This window comes from Acinetobacter lwoffii, assembly GCF_024129855.1.
Lineage (GTDB): Bacteria > Pseudomonadota > Gammaproteobacteria > Pseudomonadales > Moraxellaceae > Acinetobacter > Acinetobacter lwoffii_L.
Genome location: NZ_JAMXXC010000026.1, coordinates 20,737 through 40,594 on the forward strand (window position 1 = coordinate 20,737; position 19,858 = coordinate 40,594).

General features: G+C 44.3%; 14 protein-coding genes. 5 read left to right on the top strand and 9 right to left on the bottom strand.

The window, feature by feature from the left end:
- Positions 1-23 precede the first annotated feature (23 nt).
- The 7 genes from NI465_RS14175 to NI465_RS14205 form a co-directional block, all read right to left on the bottom strand.
- Positions 24-830, bottom strand: coding sequence for an enoyl-ACP reductase FabI (locus NI465_RS14175; RefSeq protein WP_005107902.1), 807 nt, complete (start codon positions 828-830; stop codon positions 24-26).
- A gap of 127 nt (positions 831-957) precedes the next feature.
- Positions 958-1,779, bottom strand: a complete 822-nt coding sequence (locus tag NI465_RS14180; protein WP_253145753.1) for a TatD family hydrolase — start codon at positions 1,777-1,779, stop codon at positions 958-960.
- A complete protein-coding gene (locus NI465_RS14185; RefSeq protein ID WP_253145755.1) occupies positions 1,776-2,738 on the bottom strand; it encodes an RsiV family protein in 963 nt (320 codons plus the stop codon). The genes NI465_RS14180 and NI465_RS14185 overlap by 4 nt, the downstream gene beginning before the upstream one ends.
- A 44-nt stretch (positions 2,739-2,782) precedes the next feature.
- Positions 2,783-3,607, bottom strand: a complete 825-nt coding sequence (locus NI465_RS14190; RefSeq protein ID WP_005103197.1) for a hypothetical protein — start codon at positions 3,605-3,607, stop codon at positions 2,783-2,785.
- Between the two features lie 111 nt (positions 3,608-3,718).
- Positions 3,719-5,311, bottom strand: a complete 1,593-nt coding sequence (locus NI465_RS14195) for a peptide chain release factor 3 (protein ID WP_253145757.1) — start codon at positions 5,309-5,311, stop codon at positions 3,719-3,721.
- 299 nt (positions 5,312-5,610) lie between these two features.
- Entirely contained in the window at positions 5,611-7,467 is a 1,857-nt protein-coding gene (locus NI465_RS14200) for a putative bifunctional diguanylate cyclase/phosphodiesterase (protein ID WP_253145758.1), read from the bottom strand.
- A gap of 435 nt (positions 7,468-7,902) precedes the next feature.
- Complete coding sequence (locus NI465_RS14205; protein ID WP_253145760.1) at positions 7,903-10,089, bottom strand: carboxy terminal-processing peptidase; 2,187 nt, start codon at positions 10,087-10,089, stop codon at positions 7,903-7,905.
- A 199-nt stretch (positions 10,090-10,288) separates the two neighbouring features.
- Here NI465_RS14205 and nagZ point away from each other — a divergent pair, with 199 nt between their 5' ends.
- Both nagZ and NI465_RS14215 read left to right on the top strand, forming a co-directional pair.
- Complete coding sequence (nagZ, locus tag NI465_RS14210) at positions 10,289-11,311, top strand: beta-N-acetylhexosaminidase (protein WP_253145762.1); 1,023 nt, start codon at positions 10,289-10,291, stop codon at positions 11,309-11,311.
- 123 nt (positions 11,312-11,434) lie between these two features.
- Positions 11,435-12,298 carry a class I SAM-dependent methyltransferase gene (locus NI465_RS14215; RefSeq protein WP_253145764.1) on the top strand — a complete coding sequence of 288 codons (864 nt, stop codon included), beginning with the start codon at positions 11,435-11,437 and terminating at the stop codon, positions 12,296-12,298.
- A 28-nt stretch (positions 12,299-12,326) separates the two neighbouring features.
- On the opposite strand, the gene NI465_RS14220 is transcribed toward NI465_RS14215, so the two are convergent.
- Positions 12,327-13,664, bottom strand: a complete 1,338-nt coding sequence (locus tag NI465_RS14220; protein WP_085064841.1) for an alpha/beta fold hydrolase — start codon at positions 13,662-13,664, stop codon at positions 12,327-12,329.
- A 322-nt stretch (positions 13,665-13,986) separates the two neighbouring features.
- On the opposite strand from NI465_RS14220, the gene NI465_RS14225 reads away from it, so the two are divergent.
- The 3 genes from NI465_RS14225 (at position 13,987) to pta (ending at position 19,117) form a co-directional block, all read left to right on the top strand.
- Entirely contained in the window at positions 13,987-15,252 is a 1,266-nt protein-coding gene (locus NI465_RS14225; protein WP_004278400.1) for a glutamate-5-semialdehyde dehydrogenase, read from the top strand.
- 451 nt (positions 15,253-15,703) lie between these two features.
- The gene (locus tag NI465_RS14230; protein WP_253145765.1) at positions 15,704-16,924 is read left to right on the top strand and encodes an acetate/propionate family kinase; all 1,221 of its coding nucleotides are present in this window, start codon (positions 15,704-15,706) and stop codon (positions 16,922-16,924) included.
- Between the two features lie 54 nt (positions 16,925-16,978).
- The gene (gene pta / locus NI465_RS14235; RefSeq protein ID WP_247143239.1) at positions 16,979-19,117 is read left to right on the top strand and encodes a phosphate acetyltransferase; all 2,139 of its coding nucleotides are present in this window, start codon (positions 16,979-16,981) and stop codon (positions 19,115-19,117) included.
- A 231-nt stretch (positions 19,118-19,348) separates the two neighbouring features.
- Here the strand turns inward: pta and NI465_RS14240 are convergent, their stop codons facing one another.
- Positions 19,349-19,588 carry a DUF2171 domain-containing protein gene (locus NI465_RS14240; protein WP_004729548.1) on the bottom strand — a complete coding sequence of 80 codons (240 nt, stop codon included), beginning with the start codon at positions 19,586-19,588 and terminating at the stop codon, positions 19,349-19,351.
- Positions 19,589-19,858 lie beyond the last annotated feature (270 nt).

Genomic DNA, 19,858 nt, shown 5'->3' on the forward strand with positions numbered 1-19,858 from the left:
GAGGCAGAGAGAACTTATAGGATTTATTCCGAATCCGCCATTAAATCAGCGCTCATACCAACAGTGTTAAAGCCGGCATCAACATACAGGATTTCACCAGTGATTCCGTTAGCCCATGGCGAGCACAGGAATAATGCGGCATTACCGACATCTTCAATTGTCACATTACGTTTTAATGGTGCAACTTTCTCATTCAGGTCAAGCATTTTACGGAATGATTTAATACCTGAAGCTGCCAAGGTACGGATTGGACCCGCAGAGATCGCATTCACACGAATACCTTCTTGACCCAGGCTAGACGCCAAATAACGTACACCAGCTTCTAAAGAGGCTTTGGCCATACCCATCACGTTATAGTTTGGCATTACACGCTCAGAACCTTGATAGGTCAGCGTCAGCAAACAGCCTTGACGGACTTGCAGCAAAGGTTTTGCCGCACGCGCCATCGCAATAAAGCTATAAGCACTGATGTCATGCGCAATATTAAAACCTTCACGATCCGTGATTTCGGTGAAGTCACCATCCAGCGTATGTGCCGGTGCAAAACCGATAGAATGCACTACGCCGTCCAGACCATCCCAGTGTTTAGCCAGTTCAGCAAATGCGTGGTCAATTTCAGCATCTACTGCCACATCACAAGGAAAAACCAGTTTCGAACCAAACTGTTCAGCAAAGTCATCTACCCGCTTTTTCAGCTTTTCATTTGGATAAGTAAAAGCCAATTCAGCACCTTCACGATGCAATGCTTGAGCAATACCAAAAGCAATCGATAATTTACTCGCAATGCCCGCGATCAAGAAGCGCTTACCCGCCAAAAGTCCTTGTGCCATGTGAATCTCACCTAAAAAAATGTATATGGCATGATGCCAAGTCTGGAGCATTTTAGAAATTGCATAATGCACCTTTTTTTCGATTTATGATGAACTGGGAATTTAAGACCGAGTTAAGAGCGTTAACTTAAATGGCCAGATGCAGGGCCTGATGAGTATTTTGCCAGAGCTGTTCAGCCAGTTCCTCTTTGTGCATATGTAGACTCTTTGCCAGTCCTTGCAACACATAAGGCAAATTTGCAGGCGTATTTCGGGTACGTTGCTCGGTCGAGCTTTGACAACAGAGCGGCGTCATATCCGGACAGTCGGTTTCCAGCACCAGATGTTCTGGTCCGACATACTGCACCACTTGATGAAGTTTTTTGGCATTTGGATTGGTGATTTGCCCGGTGATGCCCAGTTTGAATCCCAGCTTGATAAAAGCCTTGGCTTCCTCAATTCCACTACCAAAGGCATGTGCAATGCCGCCCTGCTTAAACTGCTGCTGTTTTAACATCTGCAAAACCTCCGCATGTGATTTACGGATATGCAGCAAAACCGGCTTATCGAATTGATGTGCCAATTCAAGCTGTGCAGCAAAAAAATCTTTTTGCTTTTGAAAAATTTCCGCTTGTTTATGCTGTTTTAAAAAGGTATCCAGACCGATTTCACCAATGGCAATACAGTGCTCATTTTTAAGCAGTTGCTCCAGCTCCTGTAAATGATCAGTCTGATGCTGTTCAATATAAAATGGATGCAAGCCCGGTGCCAAATGGCTTTGCGGGGCATTTTCCAGATCATTGATGAAGTGATGGGTCCTTAACAAATCTTGAAAACGGTTTTGCAAAAAACCAATTAAAACCAGATGATCGACACCTACCGCTTTGGCCGTATAGGCCAACTGTTCCCGATCAGGATCAAAATCGGGAACATCAAAATGGGTATGCGTATCAAACAGTTTTAAGGTCATTTGGCTTTTGCAGCAGATGCTGGCTGTGCCTCGGAGGCAGCTTTTTCAGTTTTAGGCAGATATTCAGGTTTCAGTACACCTTGTAGCTGCTCATAAGGAATCATTAAACGTGGCAAGCCAACCACATATGGCCCAATTTCATATTCGGCATATTGCAAGACCAGACCTTGTTGAGCCAGATAGAAATTATCGGTGAGTTTGAACTTCCAGGCCTGTTCATATTCCGCCACATCTTTGGCCAGCTTGGATTCTACCACCCAGTTTTTAAACGCATCATAAGCACGCGCTTCCAGTTGGGCTTTCTGTTTGGCCGCAATAATGTCATCCAGCTTAACCAGTTTTTTCTGCTCCAGATCAAAATTATAATAAGTCTGTGCAGATGCGCCGTGTGCGCCTCCCAAATAGTAACTACTGTTCAGAACCACGGTCGCCAATGGATCTCCTGAAGTCAGAATCTTGGGCTTAATCATCAGGCTAATACTATGACTGGCACTCAGGGCCTTAAGCTCCTTATCCAGATTCAAGAAAGTCTGCATATAAGGCTGGGTTTGCTGTTCAAGCTGCTGTTTCGGTGTGGTCACTGTGGCCAAAGCCGCTTTAGGTTCAGAGGCGGCAACGTCTGCTTCGCTGGCAGCGCTCACTTTTGCCGGTTCAATTGCATCAACAGACAGGATATTTTTCAACTGTTGCAGAATCTGCTGGTCGATCCATTCATCAATAAAGCTCTGATTACTGTTCAGACGTTCGATCGAGATTTCCGGACAGCTTTTGTCTTCACATTCTGGCATCGCCAGCTTGAGCTTTTCAGTATCGCCGTTGAGTTTAAGTGCTTCAGCTTCGGCTTGTACCACTTCGGAAGTACTTGATTCTTCCGGCTCATTACTCTTTGGCTGACAGGCACTCAGCAAGATCGCTGACGCCAGTATGGATAGACAAAAGATATTCTTGTATTTTGGCATTCATTCACCTTTTTGGAACCTGTAATCTTGCAGGATCATGAGCTTTAAAACATATGCTGATAGATATCAGCTTTCAAGACCTGTTGTGTTTGTTGTTTTGTTAAATAAATATCCAGTTGTTTGGCGTCTTTGCTAATTTCATGGCTGCGAAAATGCAGACCAATACCTTCCTGATCAAAAAACCAGTCAGCTTGTCCCCAATACAGTTTTTTCGGCGCTTTCTGCTGCACTTGCTGATCATTTTCTTTGAGCCATGTCTCATAGGCTTGCTGAATAATCTGATCCATTAATAACTGTTGCTTAGGATCGATAATATCCAGTGGGGTCAGCATTTTCTGCTGGTGGCGATCAGCCACAAAAAAATAATAGCGCTCATGCACGCTGACATTTTCCTGTTTGGTATCGACCCCGATCTGCATCAATACATATTGATTGCGCTGGTAAGGAATACGGGTATATAGCGACAGTTCATAAGCCTTGTTCAAATTGAGCTGCGCCTGCCAGGCATCCGATTTTTTTACATAGGCATTGATCGCCTGCTGTAAATTCATGTCCTGTTTCAAGCCGATTTGATCCTGGATCACTTTGGCCTGCTGCTTTTCAATCCATTGGTTCATCCATGGATCAACCGTATGCAAGGTCTGAATATCCAGATTGATACAGTTTTTATTTTCACAAAATGGCAAGGCAATCTTGGCCGGCTGCTCTTGAATATTCAGATAAGGCAAAACATCTGCGGTCTGCTGAGCTGCGGTGATTTTCTCATTTTCCGGAGTATTAACAGGCTCTTTTTCGCTTTGATCACAGCCACTCAGGACAAGACTTAAACCAATCACAGAACCGAGGACGACTTCCTTGCTGAGCTTCATTCTCTTTGCTATATCTATCGAGTTATTAATTGCTTAAATGTAGCATAAAATAAAACAGCTTCCGGAGAAGCTGTTTGATATTTTTAAACTTTAGCTGCGTAGCCTGAAAGTTTAGTGTTCGCGCGTATTGTGGAACACGATGTCCGGATAACGTTCTTGCATGAGCTGTAAATTCACCCGGCTTGGTGCAAGATAAGTCAAATGACCTCCACCATCGACAGACAATTGGTCATGAGCTTTTTTCTTGAATTCGTTGAATTTCTTCTCGTCATCACAAGACACCCAACGTACTGTGTTGATGCTGACCGGTTCGTAAACACAGTCGACCTTGTATTCTTCTTTCAGACGGTAAGCCACCACTTCAAACTGTAGCACACCTACAGCACCTACGATCAGATCATTGTTATTCTGCGGCATGAATACCTGGGTTGCCCCTTCTTCTGAAAGCTCTTTCAGACCTTTTTGCAGCTGCTTGGATTTTAGCGGATCTTTCAAGCGGACACGACGGAACATTTCAGGCGCAAAGTGTGGGATGCCGGTAAACTGAAGTTTCTCACCCGAGGTAAATGTATCACCAATCTGGATGGTGCCATGGTTATGCAGACCAATAATATCACCCGGCCAAGCTTCTTCCAGATGCTGACGATCACCGGCCAAGAAAGTTAAGGCATCGCTGATGCGCACATCTTTATCCAAACGTACATGCTTCATCTTCAAGCCTTTTTCATACTTGCCTGAACAGATCCGCATGAAGGCAATACGGTCACGGTGTTTCGGATCCATATTGGCCTGAATCTTGAAGACAAAACCGGTAAAGCCTTCTTCATCCGCTTCTACAACACGATCTTGGGTCGGATGGGCTTTAGGAGATGGTGCATATTGACTGAAAGCATCCAGAACATGGTCGACACCAAAATTACCCAAGGCTGTACCGAACAACACAGGCGTTTGACGACCCGCCAGAAATTCTTCGCGGTCTAAAGGCTCATTGGCCATTTGTACCAGTTCAAGCGATTCTTCAAATGCCGCCCAAGCCAGTTCACCCACTTTCTCACGAAGATCAGGATAGTCATAACCATCACGCACTTCGATCTCAGTAATCACTGAACCGAAACCGGCTTTATACACGTAGAATTTTTCTTCGATTAAATTAAATACACCGGCAAAATCACGGCCTGTACCGAGTGGCCAGGTGATCGGGACACATTTAATTTTTAGAACGTTTTCGATTTCATCCAGAAGCTCAAGCGGCTCACGGATTTCACGGTCCATTTTATTGACGAATGAAATGATCGGGGTATCGCGCATCCGACACACTTCCATTAGTTTAATGGTTCGGTCTTCGACACCTTTTGCCCCGTCAATCACCATCAGCGCCGAGTCTACCGCGGTTAGGGTACGGTAGGTATCTTCCGAGAAGTCTTCATGTCCCGGGGTGTCCAGAAGATTGATCATCTTGTCTTTGAAAGGGAACTGCATCACTGAGGTTGTGATCGAGATGCCACGTTCTTTTTCCATTTCCATCCAGTCCGATGTAGCGGCCCGGTCAGACTTACGGCTTTTCACCATACCTGCAACCTGAATCGCCTGCCCCCATAACAGCAGCTTTTCTGTCATGGTGGTTTTACCGGCATCGGGGTGGGAAATAATGGCGAATGTACGTCGCTGAGCGACCTGCGCCGCTAACTCATCTTTAAAACTCATGGAAAATACCTACTGCAGAACCGCAGTGCTCAAGATCAAAAACGATCAATATGAAAATTGGCAATATTGTAGCAGATTTCTAAAGCCAATAAGTATGCCCACGGCTGAAGGAAATGACAGTATTTATAAGATCTACACTTGCTGACTGCTGGATTTTTCAGCCCAGATTGAGTCGGAAATAATACGGTTATGAAGCTTAAATATGGGAGTTTGTGTCATTCAACTGGCCTGCTGAATAACGCTAAATATAGGTCCACCGTACTCTTTAGTACCGCATTAGTAGCGTATAAAAATTCAAATTAAGACAGAAAATCCTGTATTTCCAATGACTCGACTGGCATCGGCTTTGCCAGCAAATAACCTTGTAATTGCTGACAACCGAGTCGAGTCAAAATATCTGCTTGCAGCGTGGTTTCTATGCCTTCAGCCGTTACTTTTAAACCCAGTTTAATCGCCAGCCGAATAATGCTTTCCAGAATCATTTCTTCTTTAGAGCCGACGCTAAGATCCTGAATAAACTCTTTATCAATTTTCAGTTCATCCACGGGCAGATTTTTTAGATATAAAAAGCTGGAATGTCCGGTTCCAAAATCATCAATCGCCAGCTGGATGCCGATATTACGTAATTGTTCAAGGGTACGAATACTGGCATCGATATAATGCATGGCGGTCGATTCAGTAATCTCGATCATCAAATGCTGAGGACTGATTTTATATTGTGCAAATAACTTTTCTAAAGTACTAAACAGATGCTTATGTTCAAATTGTACCGCAGACAAATTGACCGCGATAGGGAAAAATTCAGTATGTGTCCGTTGCCATTTTTGAATCTGCTGACAAGCCAGTTCCAATGCCCAATAGCCCATTTGAATAATCAATCCAGTTTTTTCAGCCGCATTGATAAACAGATTCGGGCCGAGCAAACCAAACTGGGGATGGTTCCAGCGAATTAATGCCTCTACCCCACACAAGCTACGATCCTTGGTCCGAAACTTGGGCTGATAAAACAGCACAAACTGCTGCTCTTCCACGGCTTTATATAGGTCATTAATCAGGGTGCTTTGGCTTTTGCTTTCATCCTGGTCGGTAGAATAATTAAAGACTGAATAGGTATTGCGTCCCTGATACTTGGAACTCAGCATCGCGGCATCAGCATTGACCAGCAGATCCTGTAAATTTTTGCCGTGCTCCGGATACATGGCAATACCAATACTGCCCGAGATATGAATACTCTTGCCTTCAATCAGGAAACTTTCCTGAATCAGTTCAAGAATCTGTTCTGACATTTTTGCAGCTTTGGCGACTGAAGTATTTTCCAGTACCAGCAGAAATTCATCCCCACCGATTCTGAGCAGCTTGGAATGATGGCCTAATAACAGATGAATCCGCGTGGTCAATTGAATCAGCAACTGATCGCCGACCAGATGGCCAAACACATCATTGACTGCCTTAAAACGATCCAGATCGATATATAAAAAAGCAATTTCATGCTGCTGTTCGGACTGACCTGAAAACAGCAGATTTGCATATTCAGCCAGATACAAACGGTTAGGTAATTTGGTCAGATTGTCCTGAATGGTCTGATTTTCAATTTGTTGATTGGCCCATGCAAGCTGACGGTTGCGTAATCCCACACGCAGTTCGGACACGATGATACAAATCAGCGTTACCAGCAGCAATCCACTCATCAGTATCATGGCCAGAAATAGCTGATCATGTGCCTGAACTAATTCCGGTGACTGTTGCATATGGGCGGCAGTAAAATTGAATGACATCATGCTAATAGAGTGCATGTCAAAGATGCTGAGTGCGATCACACCTAATACGAGAACTGACCGGAAAAATGACCAGGTACTTCTGGTACTTAACCAGAGGATAAACATAGATGCAATGCATATCACCAGAACAGACAGGAGCATCAGGCCCAAATCCATCTCATATTTATTCAGCACAAAACTTGCTGTCAGCCCAATAAAATGGATCAACCATATGAATAGGCCCAATAGCATGGTGGTTAGCATTAAATTGAAGGTTTTAAAGTTTAGCTGTAAAGCGCCTGAAGCAATTTTTTTAATCCGTGCGATGAGATAGCAAGCAACCAATGCAGAAAGAATGGACCCGATGAACAGACCAATATCATGCTGAATATCAATCATAAAAAATGTTCCCCATCGGTGATCATTTTTATTATTCTCTGCACTGATATTTCCATTTTCACCCGATCAAATTTGAACTCAGTAAAATCTCAAGACTGACTATCCATGCAAGCCAATTGGTCTGCAACAACATCAGTCTTAACTAAAATTTAGAATTTATATTTCTTTCTTTTGAAGTTGAGAATTGCCCCAAAAATAAAACTCAACAGAAAAATAAAATACAACTTATATATTAGAAGTGTTTCAAATTTAAGCAAATATTTAGCTTCATTTTTTTAGCTCATTTATTCGATCACCATCACAATTTTTTTCTTTTTATTTAGACAGATGGCACTTCATAGCAAAATTTTATTTGGATTTTTGTGCAGATTTACAAAATAAAAAAATAGCCTGTCGAAACAGGCTATTTTTATCAACGATCAATGAGGCTAAAACTTAGGGTTTTGCCTGTAATTTGGCATAGTCCAGTAACACATTTGCCGCTTCAATCACAAACGCTTCTTCTTCAGGCAGAGCCGGACGTTCTTTGGCCTTCATCTTGGCACGTGTTTCAATCAAGGCATCCAGTGAAGCCTGATAACTTTCCCAGTTTGGATAAGGTTTCAGACCTGTTGCAGCACGACGAGTTTTTTCTGCGTCCAGCGTTTTTTGCTCCATGGCAATCAACTCAGCTTTACGCTGTTGCAAGTCCAGTACCTGACGTTTCTCTTCTTCAGCTTTCTTCATCACGGCTTTACGCTGTTCTAAATACTTGAACTGAGAATCCAGTGTGACCCGTTGCTGAGAAAGTTTAGCCAATTCAGGAACGTATTTCTGTACTGCACCTTCGCGTTTAAATGGTGCCGTTGGAATAGTATCCCACTGCAGGGCATTTTTGGCCTTACGCTCACCAAACTCCTCGTTATAAATATCGACCAGTTTAATGTCTGGAACGACCCCTTTATTCTGGGTACTGCCACCGGTCACACGGTAGAATTTACGCTGCGTCAATGTCGCCTGACCATGCGCCAGACTATCCAGTTGCACCTGTGCTGTACCTTTACCGGTGGTGGTACTGCCAATCACAATCCCGCGTTCATAATCCTGAATCGCAGCAGAGTAAATTTCACTGGCCGATGCAGAGGCCAGATTCACCATCACTGCCAGTGGACCTGCATAAGTTTGTGCACCGCCATCATCATCTTCAAAGACGCTGACATTACCATTGCCATCACGGATCTGTACCACTGGACCAGACTTGATTACTTGCCCTAGCATACGTGCCACTTCTTCCAGTGAACCACCCGGGTTATTGCGTAAATCAACAATAATCCCGGCAACATTCTTCGCTGCCAACTCTTTCAAGGCTTTGTTGGTATCTTCGGATACCGAACGATAATCGGTACCGGCACGGCGTGCGCGATAGTTCAGGTAGAACGACGGAATTTCGATCACACCATATTGATATTTTTTACCGTCACGTTGAATGTCGACTACACGTGTACGTACACCAGCATCTTCTTCCTGAATCACGTCACGGGTAATAGTCACATTACGTGCCTGCCCCATGGCAGCACCCGCACCGAGTAAGCGTAAAGTGACTTTCGTGCCACGTTTACCACGAATCAGACCGACAATTTCATTACTTGGCCAGCCAATGACATCGACCATCTGTTCGCCGTCTTGGGCCACACCAATGATACGATCACCTGATTTCACCTGACCAGATTTGCTGGCCGGACCACCTTCAACGATGGTTTCAATCTTGGTGTAATCTTCATTACCACGTTCCGGACGAATCGATACGCCGACGCCTTCCAGCTGTAAAGTCGTCTGGCGATTCAGCTCCATCGCATCGACAGGCGGGAAGTAATTACTGTGCGGATCATAAGTCAGCATCATCGCGTTCAGTGTCTTGTCAAGCACATCATCGCTCTTGATGCGGCTGAGACGTTCCAGCTGACGGGTATAACGCTTGGTTAAGGTTTGCGCAGGCGTTAGATCTTCAGGACCAGTCAGGTCTTGTCCATTGGCCAATTCCGGATTGGCTTTCAGCGCTTTCTGCTTGGCCAATTCCTCTTCTTTACTGATGGTCAGATTGATCAGCTGAGACACCAGCATTTTTGACCAGTGCGCACGCTGTTCAGCCTCAGTTTTAAAGAATGGCGCTTTCTCACGATCCGTTTCGATATAAACATTTGGCTGATTCAGATTCTGCGGTTTTTTCAGCTCATTCAACATATAGGTGTAGAACTGGTGCAAGCGCTGTTGATATTGCGCATGCATTTCATAAGGACCAGACAAGTTGCCGGCTTTCAGATTGGCACCAAAATTGGCACCATAGCGTTTCTTATAGTTTTCAACTTCTGGGGCCAGAAACAGACTGTGTTCCGGATCAAGACTATCAATATAGAAATCAAAAATACGCTGCGAAGTCTGGGCATCCAGACGCATATTTAAATAATGCTGACGGTCAACCAGGGTTGCCAGCTGACGTGACACCAGCGCCTGCTCTTGAGATGGCTGAATTGCTTTACTGACCACTTCATTACTATTGGCCGCAATCGCATCATTCACTACATGGGTAAAAAAGAATCCACCTGTCGCAATCGCAACTGCGCAAGCTATAGTTTGAAATTTCATAAATAATTCGTACTTCCTTGGCCTAGAGACCAATGTGACCGTGTTGCTTTTCGACCAGAATTTAACGTATTCAGCATCTTAAACAACTTAATATGTTTATGTCGTGTAGTTTTATCATATTCTGTGCTGACAAAGTGTAGCAAATCATTGCAGAATTCAGGTATTGTTTTCTCCGAAAACTCTAAAACGGATTCCGCATATGATTGGCGCATTGATGCTCGACATCGCAGGCACAACCCTCACTCAAGAAGATATTGAACTATTAAGTGCGCCGCAAGTCGGTGGAGTGATTTTATTTGGTCGCAATATCGAATCTCCGGCGCAAGTCCGTGCTTTGACCGATCATATGCGTCAGGTGCGTCCTGATATTTTAATTGCGGTCGATCAGGAAGGCGGTCGTGTCCAACGTCTAAGACAAGGCTTTACCCTGTTGCCTGCTATGGGGAAATTTGGCGAACTTTATACGAGTGATTCACTGCGTGCCCAAGAATTAGCAGAAAAATGCGGCTGGCTGATGGCAACTGAAGTTCTCGCTGTCGGCATTGATTTCAGCTTTGCACCGGTACTGGACTTGAATGACATCAGTGATGTGATTGGTGATCGTAGCTTTGCCCAAAATATTCAGGACATTATTCCACTCGCCAGTGCATTTCTAAAAGGTATGAAACATGCCGGTATGGCTTCAACCGGGAAACATTTCCCCGGGCATGGTTCGGTCAAAGCGGACTCGCATGTTGCTGCAGCAATTGATACGCGCTCCTATGCAGAAATCCAGCAAAAAGATATGCAAACCTTTATCCAACTGCGACCACAACTGGATGCGCTGATGCCGGCTCATGTCATCTATAGCCAAGTTGACCCAAATCCGGCAGGCTTCTCGGAATTCTGGATTCAGAAAGTTTTACGTCAGGAGCTTGGTTTTGACGGTGTCCTGTTCTCAGATGATTTAAGCATGCAGGCCGCCTGTGTCGCAGGCGGTGCCGATGCCCGAATTCAGGCCGCCCTTAAAGCTGGTTGTGATATGGGTCTGGTCTGCAATGATCGTGCAGCACAATGTATTGCACTAGAAGGAATTGAAGATTTGCCCCTCCCGAACCAGCAACGCCTGGAACGCATGCGCGGCAACATCCCGAACATCCAGATTGGTGATGAACTGGATCTGGGTGAAGAATGGCGCGAGATCCGTGATGAAATACTGGCATTTAAACAGCAATCCAGCTAAAACTTTTTAAATCCAATCAATATGAAAAAGGGACACGACAAGGTGTTCCTTTTTAATTATAGTAATGAAAAGGTTACACTATTATTCAATCAACTTAAAAATAACAATAAGGTCAGAACAAATATGACAGACTCACTTTCGCAACATCGCCATATTTCTTTTACGGCGCACTATACCGGCTATATCTGGTATCAAATGGGAATCTCACATCCAGCCTTTGCTACATCCAAAGGCAAGTTTCTGGCCAAACTGCTTCATCCACTTGAATCCTGGGCAGAACGCCATGTCGGCGGTAGCATGCGTACGACACTTAAGCAGCGTCATCAAATGATTGATGAGCATTTGTGTCAACTAATTGAGCAACATCCACAACTTCAGGTTCTTGAAATTGCCTGCGGACTATCTCCACGCAGCTGGAATTTCAGACAGAAATTTCCAGAGATTAATTATCGTGAACTGGATTTGCCTGATATGGCCAAGATCAAGACGCAGGCTTTACAGCAAATTGATCAGCATGCACCTGAAGTCCTGACTGCCGATATTTTTAGTGAAGAACTGGACTGTATTTTTCAGATGTTTGACCGCAACCAGCCCTTAGTGGTCATTAGTGAAGGACTGATTAATTATTTTGATCAGCAGATGTTACGCATTCTGATGCAGGGTATTACAGAAAATGCGCAGTATTTCCCGGCAGTTCACTATCTCAGCGATATTTACCCCGAACCGGTGAAAAATAAACTAGCGAACTTTATCTGGAGCAGTAGCCGTCTGCTTAAATTCATGTCTCGAAGTGCGTTTACCTTTCATTTTAAATCCCCTCAAGAACTACAGCACTTTTTTCAAGATGCAGGATTTGACCAGGTTGAGGTACAACAACCACAACGTTATTTTGCCGAGCCTCATCAGCCAAACCCGACTCATGAACAGGATGAACATTTAGGTGATCTGGTCTGGATGATTCATGCCGTGAAAAAAAACAGCGTTTAAGTACGCTGTTTTTTAATGCTGCTGTTTTTTAAATTGCTGCATCAAATACTTCAGTTTGTGACAGTACTTTTTGCATTTGTACAAAGCGTAATAAGCGTTCTGCGACTTCAAAACTGCCATGTTTGAATAAAGCACGCAGCTGAGTATCATCCTGTTCAAAGATCAGGCACTCAATCTGAAATTCCCCAACTTCATCTTCCAGATGCAAGGCCAGATCACGTGGATAAGCTGTTGCGCATACTGCCTGTTCTACATCTAACTCCAGCAATACCCCAAAGAAATTCATGTCCACGATCTCTGCTTTTAAAATGAGATCAGAATGACGATGACTGAGGAAACGCTGTGAATCTTGCACCTGAATCCGCTCTTCACCGCGACGTTCAAGCTGCTGTATCTGCTCAGGGCTAAACGGAATAATTCCCGGCAACTGATCGACCGGTTCATCACGTAAGAAGGTTGCAAACAGATGCATGGTTTCTTTACGACGTTGTAACTGCGGTACATGATCGGCGCCTGCAATTTGTACATACTGCATATTCGGACATTGCAGGGCAAAATTGGCATTCTCATGTGGCAAGGTAAAACTGTCATATTGCCCACATGCCACCAGCACTTTGCACTGTGGAATCGGCACATTGGTCAGACGCAATAAACGGTTGCAATTGATATCATAACGATCCTGTTCGGTGGCCGTAAATTCCGCCATCTGTTTAAAGAACAAACGCTTTGCAGTCGGTGACATCCGGGTTTCTGTTAAACGTGCATGATTCACCAGGTACAAAATGACGGCCTGACCAAATTCATCCATACGCTGTTCTTTCATTAGATGCAAAGACTCTTCCAGCAGCATCCGCCAGCTTTTACGGGTTTTCTGCATCACACCCATCAGGATCATCCGATCGACCAGTTCAGGACGCTGATCTGCCAAACAGGAAGCCACCACTGAACCCAAGGACATACCTAGAATTGCCACTTGCGGCAGCTGCATCTGTTCCAGCCAGCGCCCCAGCATCGCAGCAAGGTCTTCAAGCTCCAGTGTTCCGGCAGACAGCCCCGTATCGACATTACTAATCTGCTGGTTGGCCCCCATGGACGGTAGGTCAATCAGAATGATGGGACCTGCATCAAAAAGCTGTTCTACACAATATTTGTAGGAGTTAAAATTCTGGAAAGCTCCCCCAATAATCACCATTGGTCTTAAATGTAAGGTATCTGGACGGGCGATCGCCATATATTCGATTTTCCAGCCATCCATCCAGGTGGTGCGTGGTGGCTGCTTAAAACTGTGCTTATCATAAAGATCAAAAAAACCATCGTGGCTATGTTGTTCCAATACATGGGCGTCCATGTGGATAATGGAATTCATATTCCTTTTCCTCCGTCCTTGCCTTATTTTTATTGTGCAAGTCATGCTTAACAGATCTTATATTTCAGGCGCATTCCGGTGTGCCTGAACACGCATCCTGCTCTTTAATAATTATAAATGACATCAATGCCGCGTGTTTCATTCTATACAGAGCTGCTTTTCACAAGCAACCGCTTCAGTGACCACTTATCTACTTTTAAACAGAAAACAATTTCAAAATGTTTAGAAGTCTGCGAAAACGGATGATTTTTAATAGATGGGCTTCATTGTGCAGCAGCAGGCTGTTAATATCGAAATGAAATTTCTAAGTGATCAAACCGCTATGCAAGAGTCTATTGAACAATACATGCAAACGGTAGGACAGCAGGCACGCCAAGCGTCTCGCATTTTGGCTCGCGCGTCCACCCAAACTAAAAATAATGCGTTATCCGCTATTTATACGGCTTTGGAAAATAGCCAAGCTGCTATTTTGGTTGCTAACCAGAAAGATATGACTAAGGCGCATAATAACAATCTGGACCCTGCCCTGCTTGATCGCTTAGAACTCAACCCCGCGCGCTTTAAAGGTATGTTACAGGGCCTGAAAGATGTCATTGGCCTGAAAGATCCGATTGGTGAAATTAGTGATATGGCTTATCGCCCATCCGGGATTCAACTGGGCAAGATGCGTGTGCCTTTGGGTGTGGTCGGCATGATCTACGAGTCACGCCCTAACGTCACGTTGGAGGCGGCATCACTCGCGCTCAAATCAGGCAATGCCATTATTTTACGGGGCGGCTCAGAAGCTCTGGAATCGAATCAGGCAATTGCAGTCGCGATTCAGCATGGCCTGAAAGTCGCAGGCTTGCCTGAGGCTGCCGTACAGGTCGTGAATACAACTGACCGCGCTGCAGTGGGTCAGTTGATTACCATGACCGAATATGTGGATGTGATTGTGCCTCGTGGCGGCAAGAGCCTGATCGAGCGGATTACCGAGGAAGCACGTGTACCGGTCATTAAACATTTAGATGGCAACTGTCATGTCTATGTAGAAGCACAAGCGGACTTGTTGAAAGCATTGCCTATTGCGCTCAATGCCAAAACCCATCGTTATGGCGTATGTAATGCCATGGAAACCCTGCTGGTTGATGAAAAAGTTGCTGAAGAATTCTTACCACGCATCGCAGAGCTATACCAAGAGAAAAAAGTTGAACTGCGTGGTTGCCGGGAAACCCAGCGTATTCTTGGAGATGCAGTCATTACGGCCACTGAAGAAGACTGGTATACCGAGTATCTGGGTCCGATTCTGGCGATCAAAGTTGTTTCTGGTATAGAAGAAGCCATTGAGCACATTAACAAATATGGCTCGCATCATACTGATTCTATTATTACGGAAAACTACAGTCTGGCACGCGAATTTCTGGCGGGTGTAGATTCAAGTTCGGTCATGATCAATGCCTCTACTCGTTTTGCAGATGGTTTTGAATATGGCTTAGGCGCAGAAATCGGGATTTCGACCGATAAAATCCATGCTCGTGGCCCAGTCGGTCTTGAAGGCCTGACGTCGCAGAAATGGATTGTCTTTGGTGATGGTCAGATTCGCCAATAAGTATTCAGATCGCTCATTTAAAACAGCCTCACTTATGAGGCTGTTTTTTTATGGACAGAAAAATTGACACGGAAATAGATGAATAAGAACCTTCGGGTCATTTTATTAATGAATCTCTTTATAGAATTGTATTTAGAAACAATATTTGCCTTTTCAGGCGCTAAACTAAAAACCAATTCGTTCTAATAATTAAATTGAAGCAGAATTGAGTATTCTTATTGATCATCTCTTCAGCATCATTTTATTTATAAATGAAAACTACGAACTGATAAATTTTAGTTATTATTGTTAAATCGGTCGATAATGCTTAAGTCTAATCTGCTAAAGTCTATCTAGGACAGAAAAAAAACAAATGTTAAAACATATTCATTGATCTGGATTGCTGCTTCATTGCCCGCAATTGGGTCAAGCAAATGGACGAGAATTTTAATTAAAAATTGGGTAATCAATCGTGTCTAAATCAGTATTAGTTATTAATTGTGGCTCTTCTTCAATCAAGTTTGCATTACTTCTTGAGGAGCAGAATTTCCGTATTCATGGTTTAGCTGAGAACTTAGGCACAGAGAATGCTCGCATTAAAGGCGTGACGGTTGGCAATGAGCCGGTCGATATCCACATTCCATTTGCTGACCACAAAAAAGCACTCGAAGTCGGTCTGGAACGTCTGGCCAACTACCGTCCGGATGCGATCGGTCACCGTGTCGTACATGGGGGCAGCCTAACCAAAGCTGAACTAATCAATGACGAGATTATTGAAAAAATTCGTGAAGCAACGCCGCTTGCACCATTACACAATCCGGCACACCTGATTGGTATTGAAGCTACCAAACGTTTATTCCCGGAATTACCACAGGTTGCGGTATTTGATACTGCCTTCCATCAAACCATGCCAGCGCATGCTTATCGTTATGCCCTGCCGAAATTCTTATATACCGCTCATGGTGTACGTCGCTATGGTTTCCACGGGACTAGTCATGCCTATGTTTCAGAGCGCGGTTCTGAACTGGCAGGCAGTTTCAAACAAGGTGGCTGGTTAACCGCGCATTTAGGTAATGGTAGCTCGACCTGTGCCGTTTGGAATGGGAAAAGTGTAGATACCTCAATGGGCTTAACCCCACTTGAAGGCATTGTTATGGGCACACGCAGTGGCGATGTCGACCCAAGCCTGCATAGCTTCCTGGCGAAAAACCTGGGTTGGGATATTTATAAAATTGACAAGATGCTGAATAGCCAAAGTGGTCTTTTGGGCTTGTCTGACCTGTCGAATGACATGCGCACCCTGATTGAAGCCTCAGAGCAAGGCAATGAAGATGCCGCACTGGCGATTGAAGTATTCTGCTACCGTTTAGCTAAGTCTCTGGCAGCGTTGAGCTGTGGTCTGCCACGTCTTAATGGTCTGTTCTTCACTGGTGGCATTGGCGAAAACTCTGCATATATCCGTGAAAAGACCATGACTTACCTGCCTCATTTTGGTTTCAATCTGGATAAAAACGCCAACAATGAATTGAAACGCGGTACCGAAGGCCGAATCGATTCAGGCACAGGCCCACAAATCTGGGTAGTGCCAACAGATGAAGAAGGCCGTATCGCACAAGAAGTTCAAAGTGTTGTTGAACTTGAAGTGGAGCGCAATACTGCAAAAAAGTCTAAAACTGAGGTAACGCCTGCATAAGCAGGCTTAGCCACTTTTTAACTGATTTTTATTATTCTGCGACTGACATAACTTATGAAAACAATTTTATTGGTTCCCACTGGGGAAGGCGTAGGCTTAACTTCTGCATGTTTGGGCCTGATTTATGCACTGGAATGCCAAGGGGTAAAAGCTGGTTTCCTGAAACCTTTTGCTCAGGAATTGAATGAAATCGAAGACCGCACCACGGCTTTGTATCGTCATATTTCTCAAAGTGAAACGGTGGAACCCATCCGTTATAGCAAAGTCTTGCAGCAGATCAATCTGGGTGAACAAGATGAATTGCTTGAAGAAGCGGTACGTTTGCATCGTCAAATTGCTAAACAGCATGACCTGATTATTGTCGAAGGGCTGTTGCCAAATACTCAGGACAGTTTTGCCGATGATTTGAATGCTTCACTGGCACAAGCACTGGATGCCAAAGTTATTGTCGTCAGCAATGCCAATATTCAGCAGCCAAGCCAAACCGCAGATAAAGTTGAACATCAGCTGCGTAATTTTGGTGGCGCCAGCTCTACCCGTCTGGCAGGTATCATGTTAATGCGCACCAAAGGCCTGCCTGAAGAATCTGCGCAGATTCCTGTCACGCTGAATCCAGATTTACGCCTTAAAGCTGAAACCGCCGAATTTATTACAGCTATTCAGCAGACGCATCCGCATATTGGCTCTGAAAAATTACCAGTGATTGGCTTGGTGCCTTTCAGTAAAACCTTAAGTGTGCCGCGCATGTCTGATCTGGCTGCCCATATTTCTGCCTACTGGATTAACGAAGGCGAAGCCAAACAGCGCCGTGTACAACATAGCAGCCTGATTTCAGCCAATATTGAACATGAATTGCATAAATTTGTGGCTGGCGAATTAATTATTAGTGCCTCTGACCGGATTGACGTATTACTGGCAAGCAGTCTGGCAAGCAGTAACGGGATTCCTTTGGCCGGTCTGGTGCTGACTGAACATCAACAGCCAAATGATCATGTACTGGAATTCTGCCAGGCTGCCATCAAGCAAGGTTTACCAATCCTACATACGCCACTCAGCACGTTTGAAACCGCACAAAAACTGGCAAATCTCAGCAATGAAATTCCAGTGGATGATACCGAACGTGCAGATCAGGTGACACGTTTTGTTTCAAGCCATATCAATCCGGAATGGCTGAATCAAATGTTGAATGGTTCTTATAAGCCACGTCTGTCACCTTCCGCTTTCCGTCATGAACTGGTACAGAAATCGATTGCTGCGAAAAAACGTATTGTACTGCCAGAGGGTGATGAACCGCGTACCGTACAGGCTGCGGCCATTTGTCAGGCGCGTGGTATTGCACAGTGTATTTTGCTCGCCAAGCCTGAAGCTGTGCTAGAAGTAGCCAAAGCTCGCGGTATTGAATTGCCTGAAGATCTGGAAATTCTTGATCCAGATCTGGTGCGTGAAAACTACATCGACAAGATGGTGGAGCTGCGTAAAGGCAAGCTCAACGAACTACAGGCCCGTGAACAACTGCAAGATACAGTAGTACTTGGCACCATGATGCTGGCGCTGGATCAGGTTGACGGTTTGGTGTCGGGTGCAGTGCATACCACGGCGAATACGGTACGTCCTGCTTTCCAGCTGATTAAGACTGCTCCGGATTACTCACTGGTATCTTCCGTATTCTTTATGCTGTTGCCAGATGAAGTCTATGTGTATGGTGACTGTGCGATCAATCCGGACCCTGATGCAGAACAGCTGGCCGAAATTGCAATCCAGTCCGCCGATTCTGCCAAAGCCTTTGGTATAGATCCACGCATTGCCATGATTTCCTATTCGACAGGAACTTCGGGTACTGGCGCTGATGTGGAAAAAGTCGCGGAAGCTACACGCATTGCCAAAGAACGTCGTCCTGACCTGTTGATTGATGGGCCATTACAATATGATGCAGCATCGGTGGAAAGCGTGGGGCGCCAAAAGGCACCTGATTCACAAGTGGCTGGACGTGCCAATGTATTTATTTTCCCGGATCTGAATACCGGTAACACGACCTATAAAGCGGTACAACGTGCTGCCAATGTAGTCAGTGTTGGACCAATGCTGCAAGGCTTGAATAAGCCTGTGAATGACCTGTCGCGTGGTGCCTTGGTCGATGACATTGTGTTTACCATTGCCTTAACCGCGATTCAGGCCGAGCAGCAAGAAGCTTAATACTTCTTGAATTTAAGTTTTCCAAACCATCTGATTGAAAAATCAGGTGGTTTTTTTATAAAAAAACACTCATAGCTTCAATAAATTCAGCACGCGATCATTATCTCGTTTTAATAAACAATAAAAATGCCAGTCTTTCGAACTGGCATTTTCAACGGTTACTCATAAAGTCTGTGACATAAAAAATTAAGCTGAAGCAGCCCTGCTTTTCAGTCCACTAACTTTAATTTCTTATAAGGTAGTCCACTCTTTACGTACCTCTTCCGCAGTTTTATTGAGCACGACGCTATCGTCTTTGATTTCACTTACCCAACTCAAGGGAATCAGATGATGCTCATTATTTTCATCATCACTTCTTGTTAATTTAATTGAATCCTGACCTTCTAAATGGTCCACCTTCCCGACTTGAGTACCACATGAAGCAATGACTGAAGCATGTTCTTTAATATCACTTGCATTAAAATTGTTCATTCTACTTGCCTGTTTCTAGAAGTTGAGAGAAACAGTCTAAGCAATAAAAAATGCCGCATGTGTAAGGGTTTTCAGGCTTTGAGTTTTTCTGGGTTAAAAATGTAAATGGTCAACATGGCTTGAGTAAGCTATAGGAGAGATACTTTTTAAATTTGAGTTTTCAAATATTTTTATAACTGGATTTGAAGATTTGAAGATTTGAAGATTTGAAGATTTGAAGATTTGAAGATTTGAAGATTTGAAGATTTGAAGATTTGAAGATTTGAAGAT

What these genes read in the sequence shown, in the direction of transcription:
- NI465_RS14225 (WP_004278400.1), top strand. Translation starts at nt 13,987, where the DNA reads ATGCAAGAGTCTATTGAACAATACATGCAAACGGTAGGACAGCAGGCA.
- NI465_RS14195 (WP_253145757.1), bottom strand. Translation starts at nt 5,311, where the DNA reads ATGAGTTTTAAAGATGAGTTAGCGGCGCAGGTCGCTCAGCGACGTACA.
- NI465_RS14220 (WP_085064841.1), bottom strand. Translation starts at nt 13,664, where the DNA reads ATGAATTCCATTATCCACATGGACGCCCATGTATTGGAACAACATAGC.
- pta (WP_247143239.1), top strand. Translation starts at nt 16,979, where the DNA reads ATGAAAACAATTTTATTGGTTCCCACTGGGGAAGGCGTAGGCTTAACT.
- NI465_RS14205 (WP_253145760.1), bottom strand. Translation starts at nt 10,089, where the DNA reads ATGAAATTTCAAACTATAGCTTGCGCAGTTGCGATTGCGACAGGTGGA.
- NI465_RS14180 (WP_253145753.1), bottom strand. Translation starts at nt 1,779, where the DNA reads ATGACCTTAAAACTGTTTGATACGCATACCCATTTTGATGTTCCCGAT.
- NI465_RS14240 (WP_004729548.1), bottom strand. Translation starts at nt 19,588, where the DNA reads ATGAACAATTTTAATGCAAGTGATATTAAAGAACATGCTTCAGTCATT.
- NI465_RS14215 (WP_253145764.1), top strand. Translation starts at nt 11,435, where the DNA reads ATGACAGACTCACTTTCGCAACATCGCCATATTTCTTTTACGGCGCAC.
- NI465_RS14175 (WP_005107902.1), bottom strand. Translation starts at nt 830, where the DNA reads ATGGCACAAGGACTTTTGGCGGGTAAGCGCTTCTTGATCGCGGGCATT.
- NI465_RS14190 (WP_005103197.1), bottom strand. Translation starts at nt 3,607, where the DNA reads ATGAAGCTCAGCAAGGAAGTCGTCCTCGGTTCTGTGATTGGTTTAAGT.
- NI465_RS14185 (WP_253145755.1), bottom strand. Translation starts at nt 2,738, where the DNA reads ATGCCAAAATACAAGAATATCTTTTGTCTATCCATACTGGCGTCAGCG.
- NI465_RS14200 (WP_253145758.1), bottom strand. Translation starts at nt 7,467, where the DNA reads ATGATTGATATTCAGCATGATATTGGTCTGTTCATCGGGTCCATTCTT.
- nagZ (WP_253145762.1), top strand. Translation starts at nt 10,289, where the DNA reads ATGATTGGCGCATTGATGCTCGACATCGCAGGCACAACCCTCACTCAA.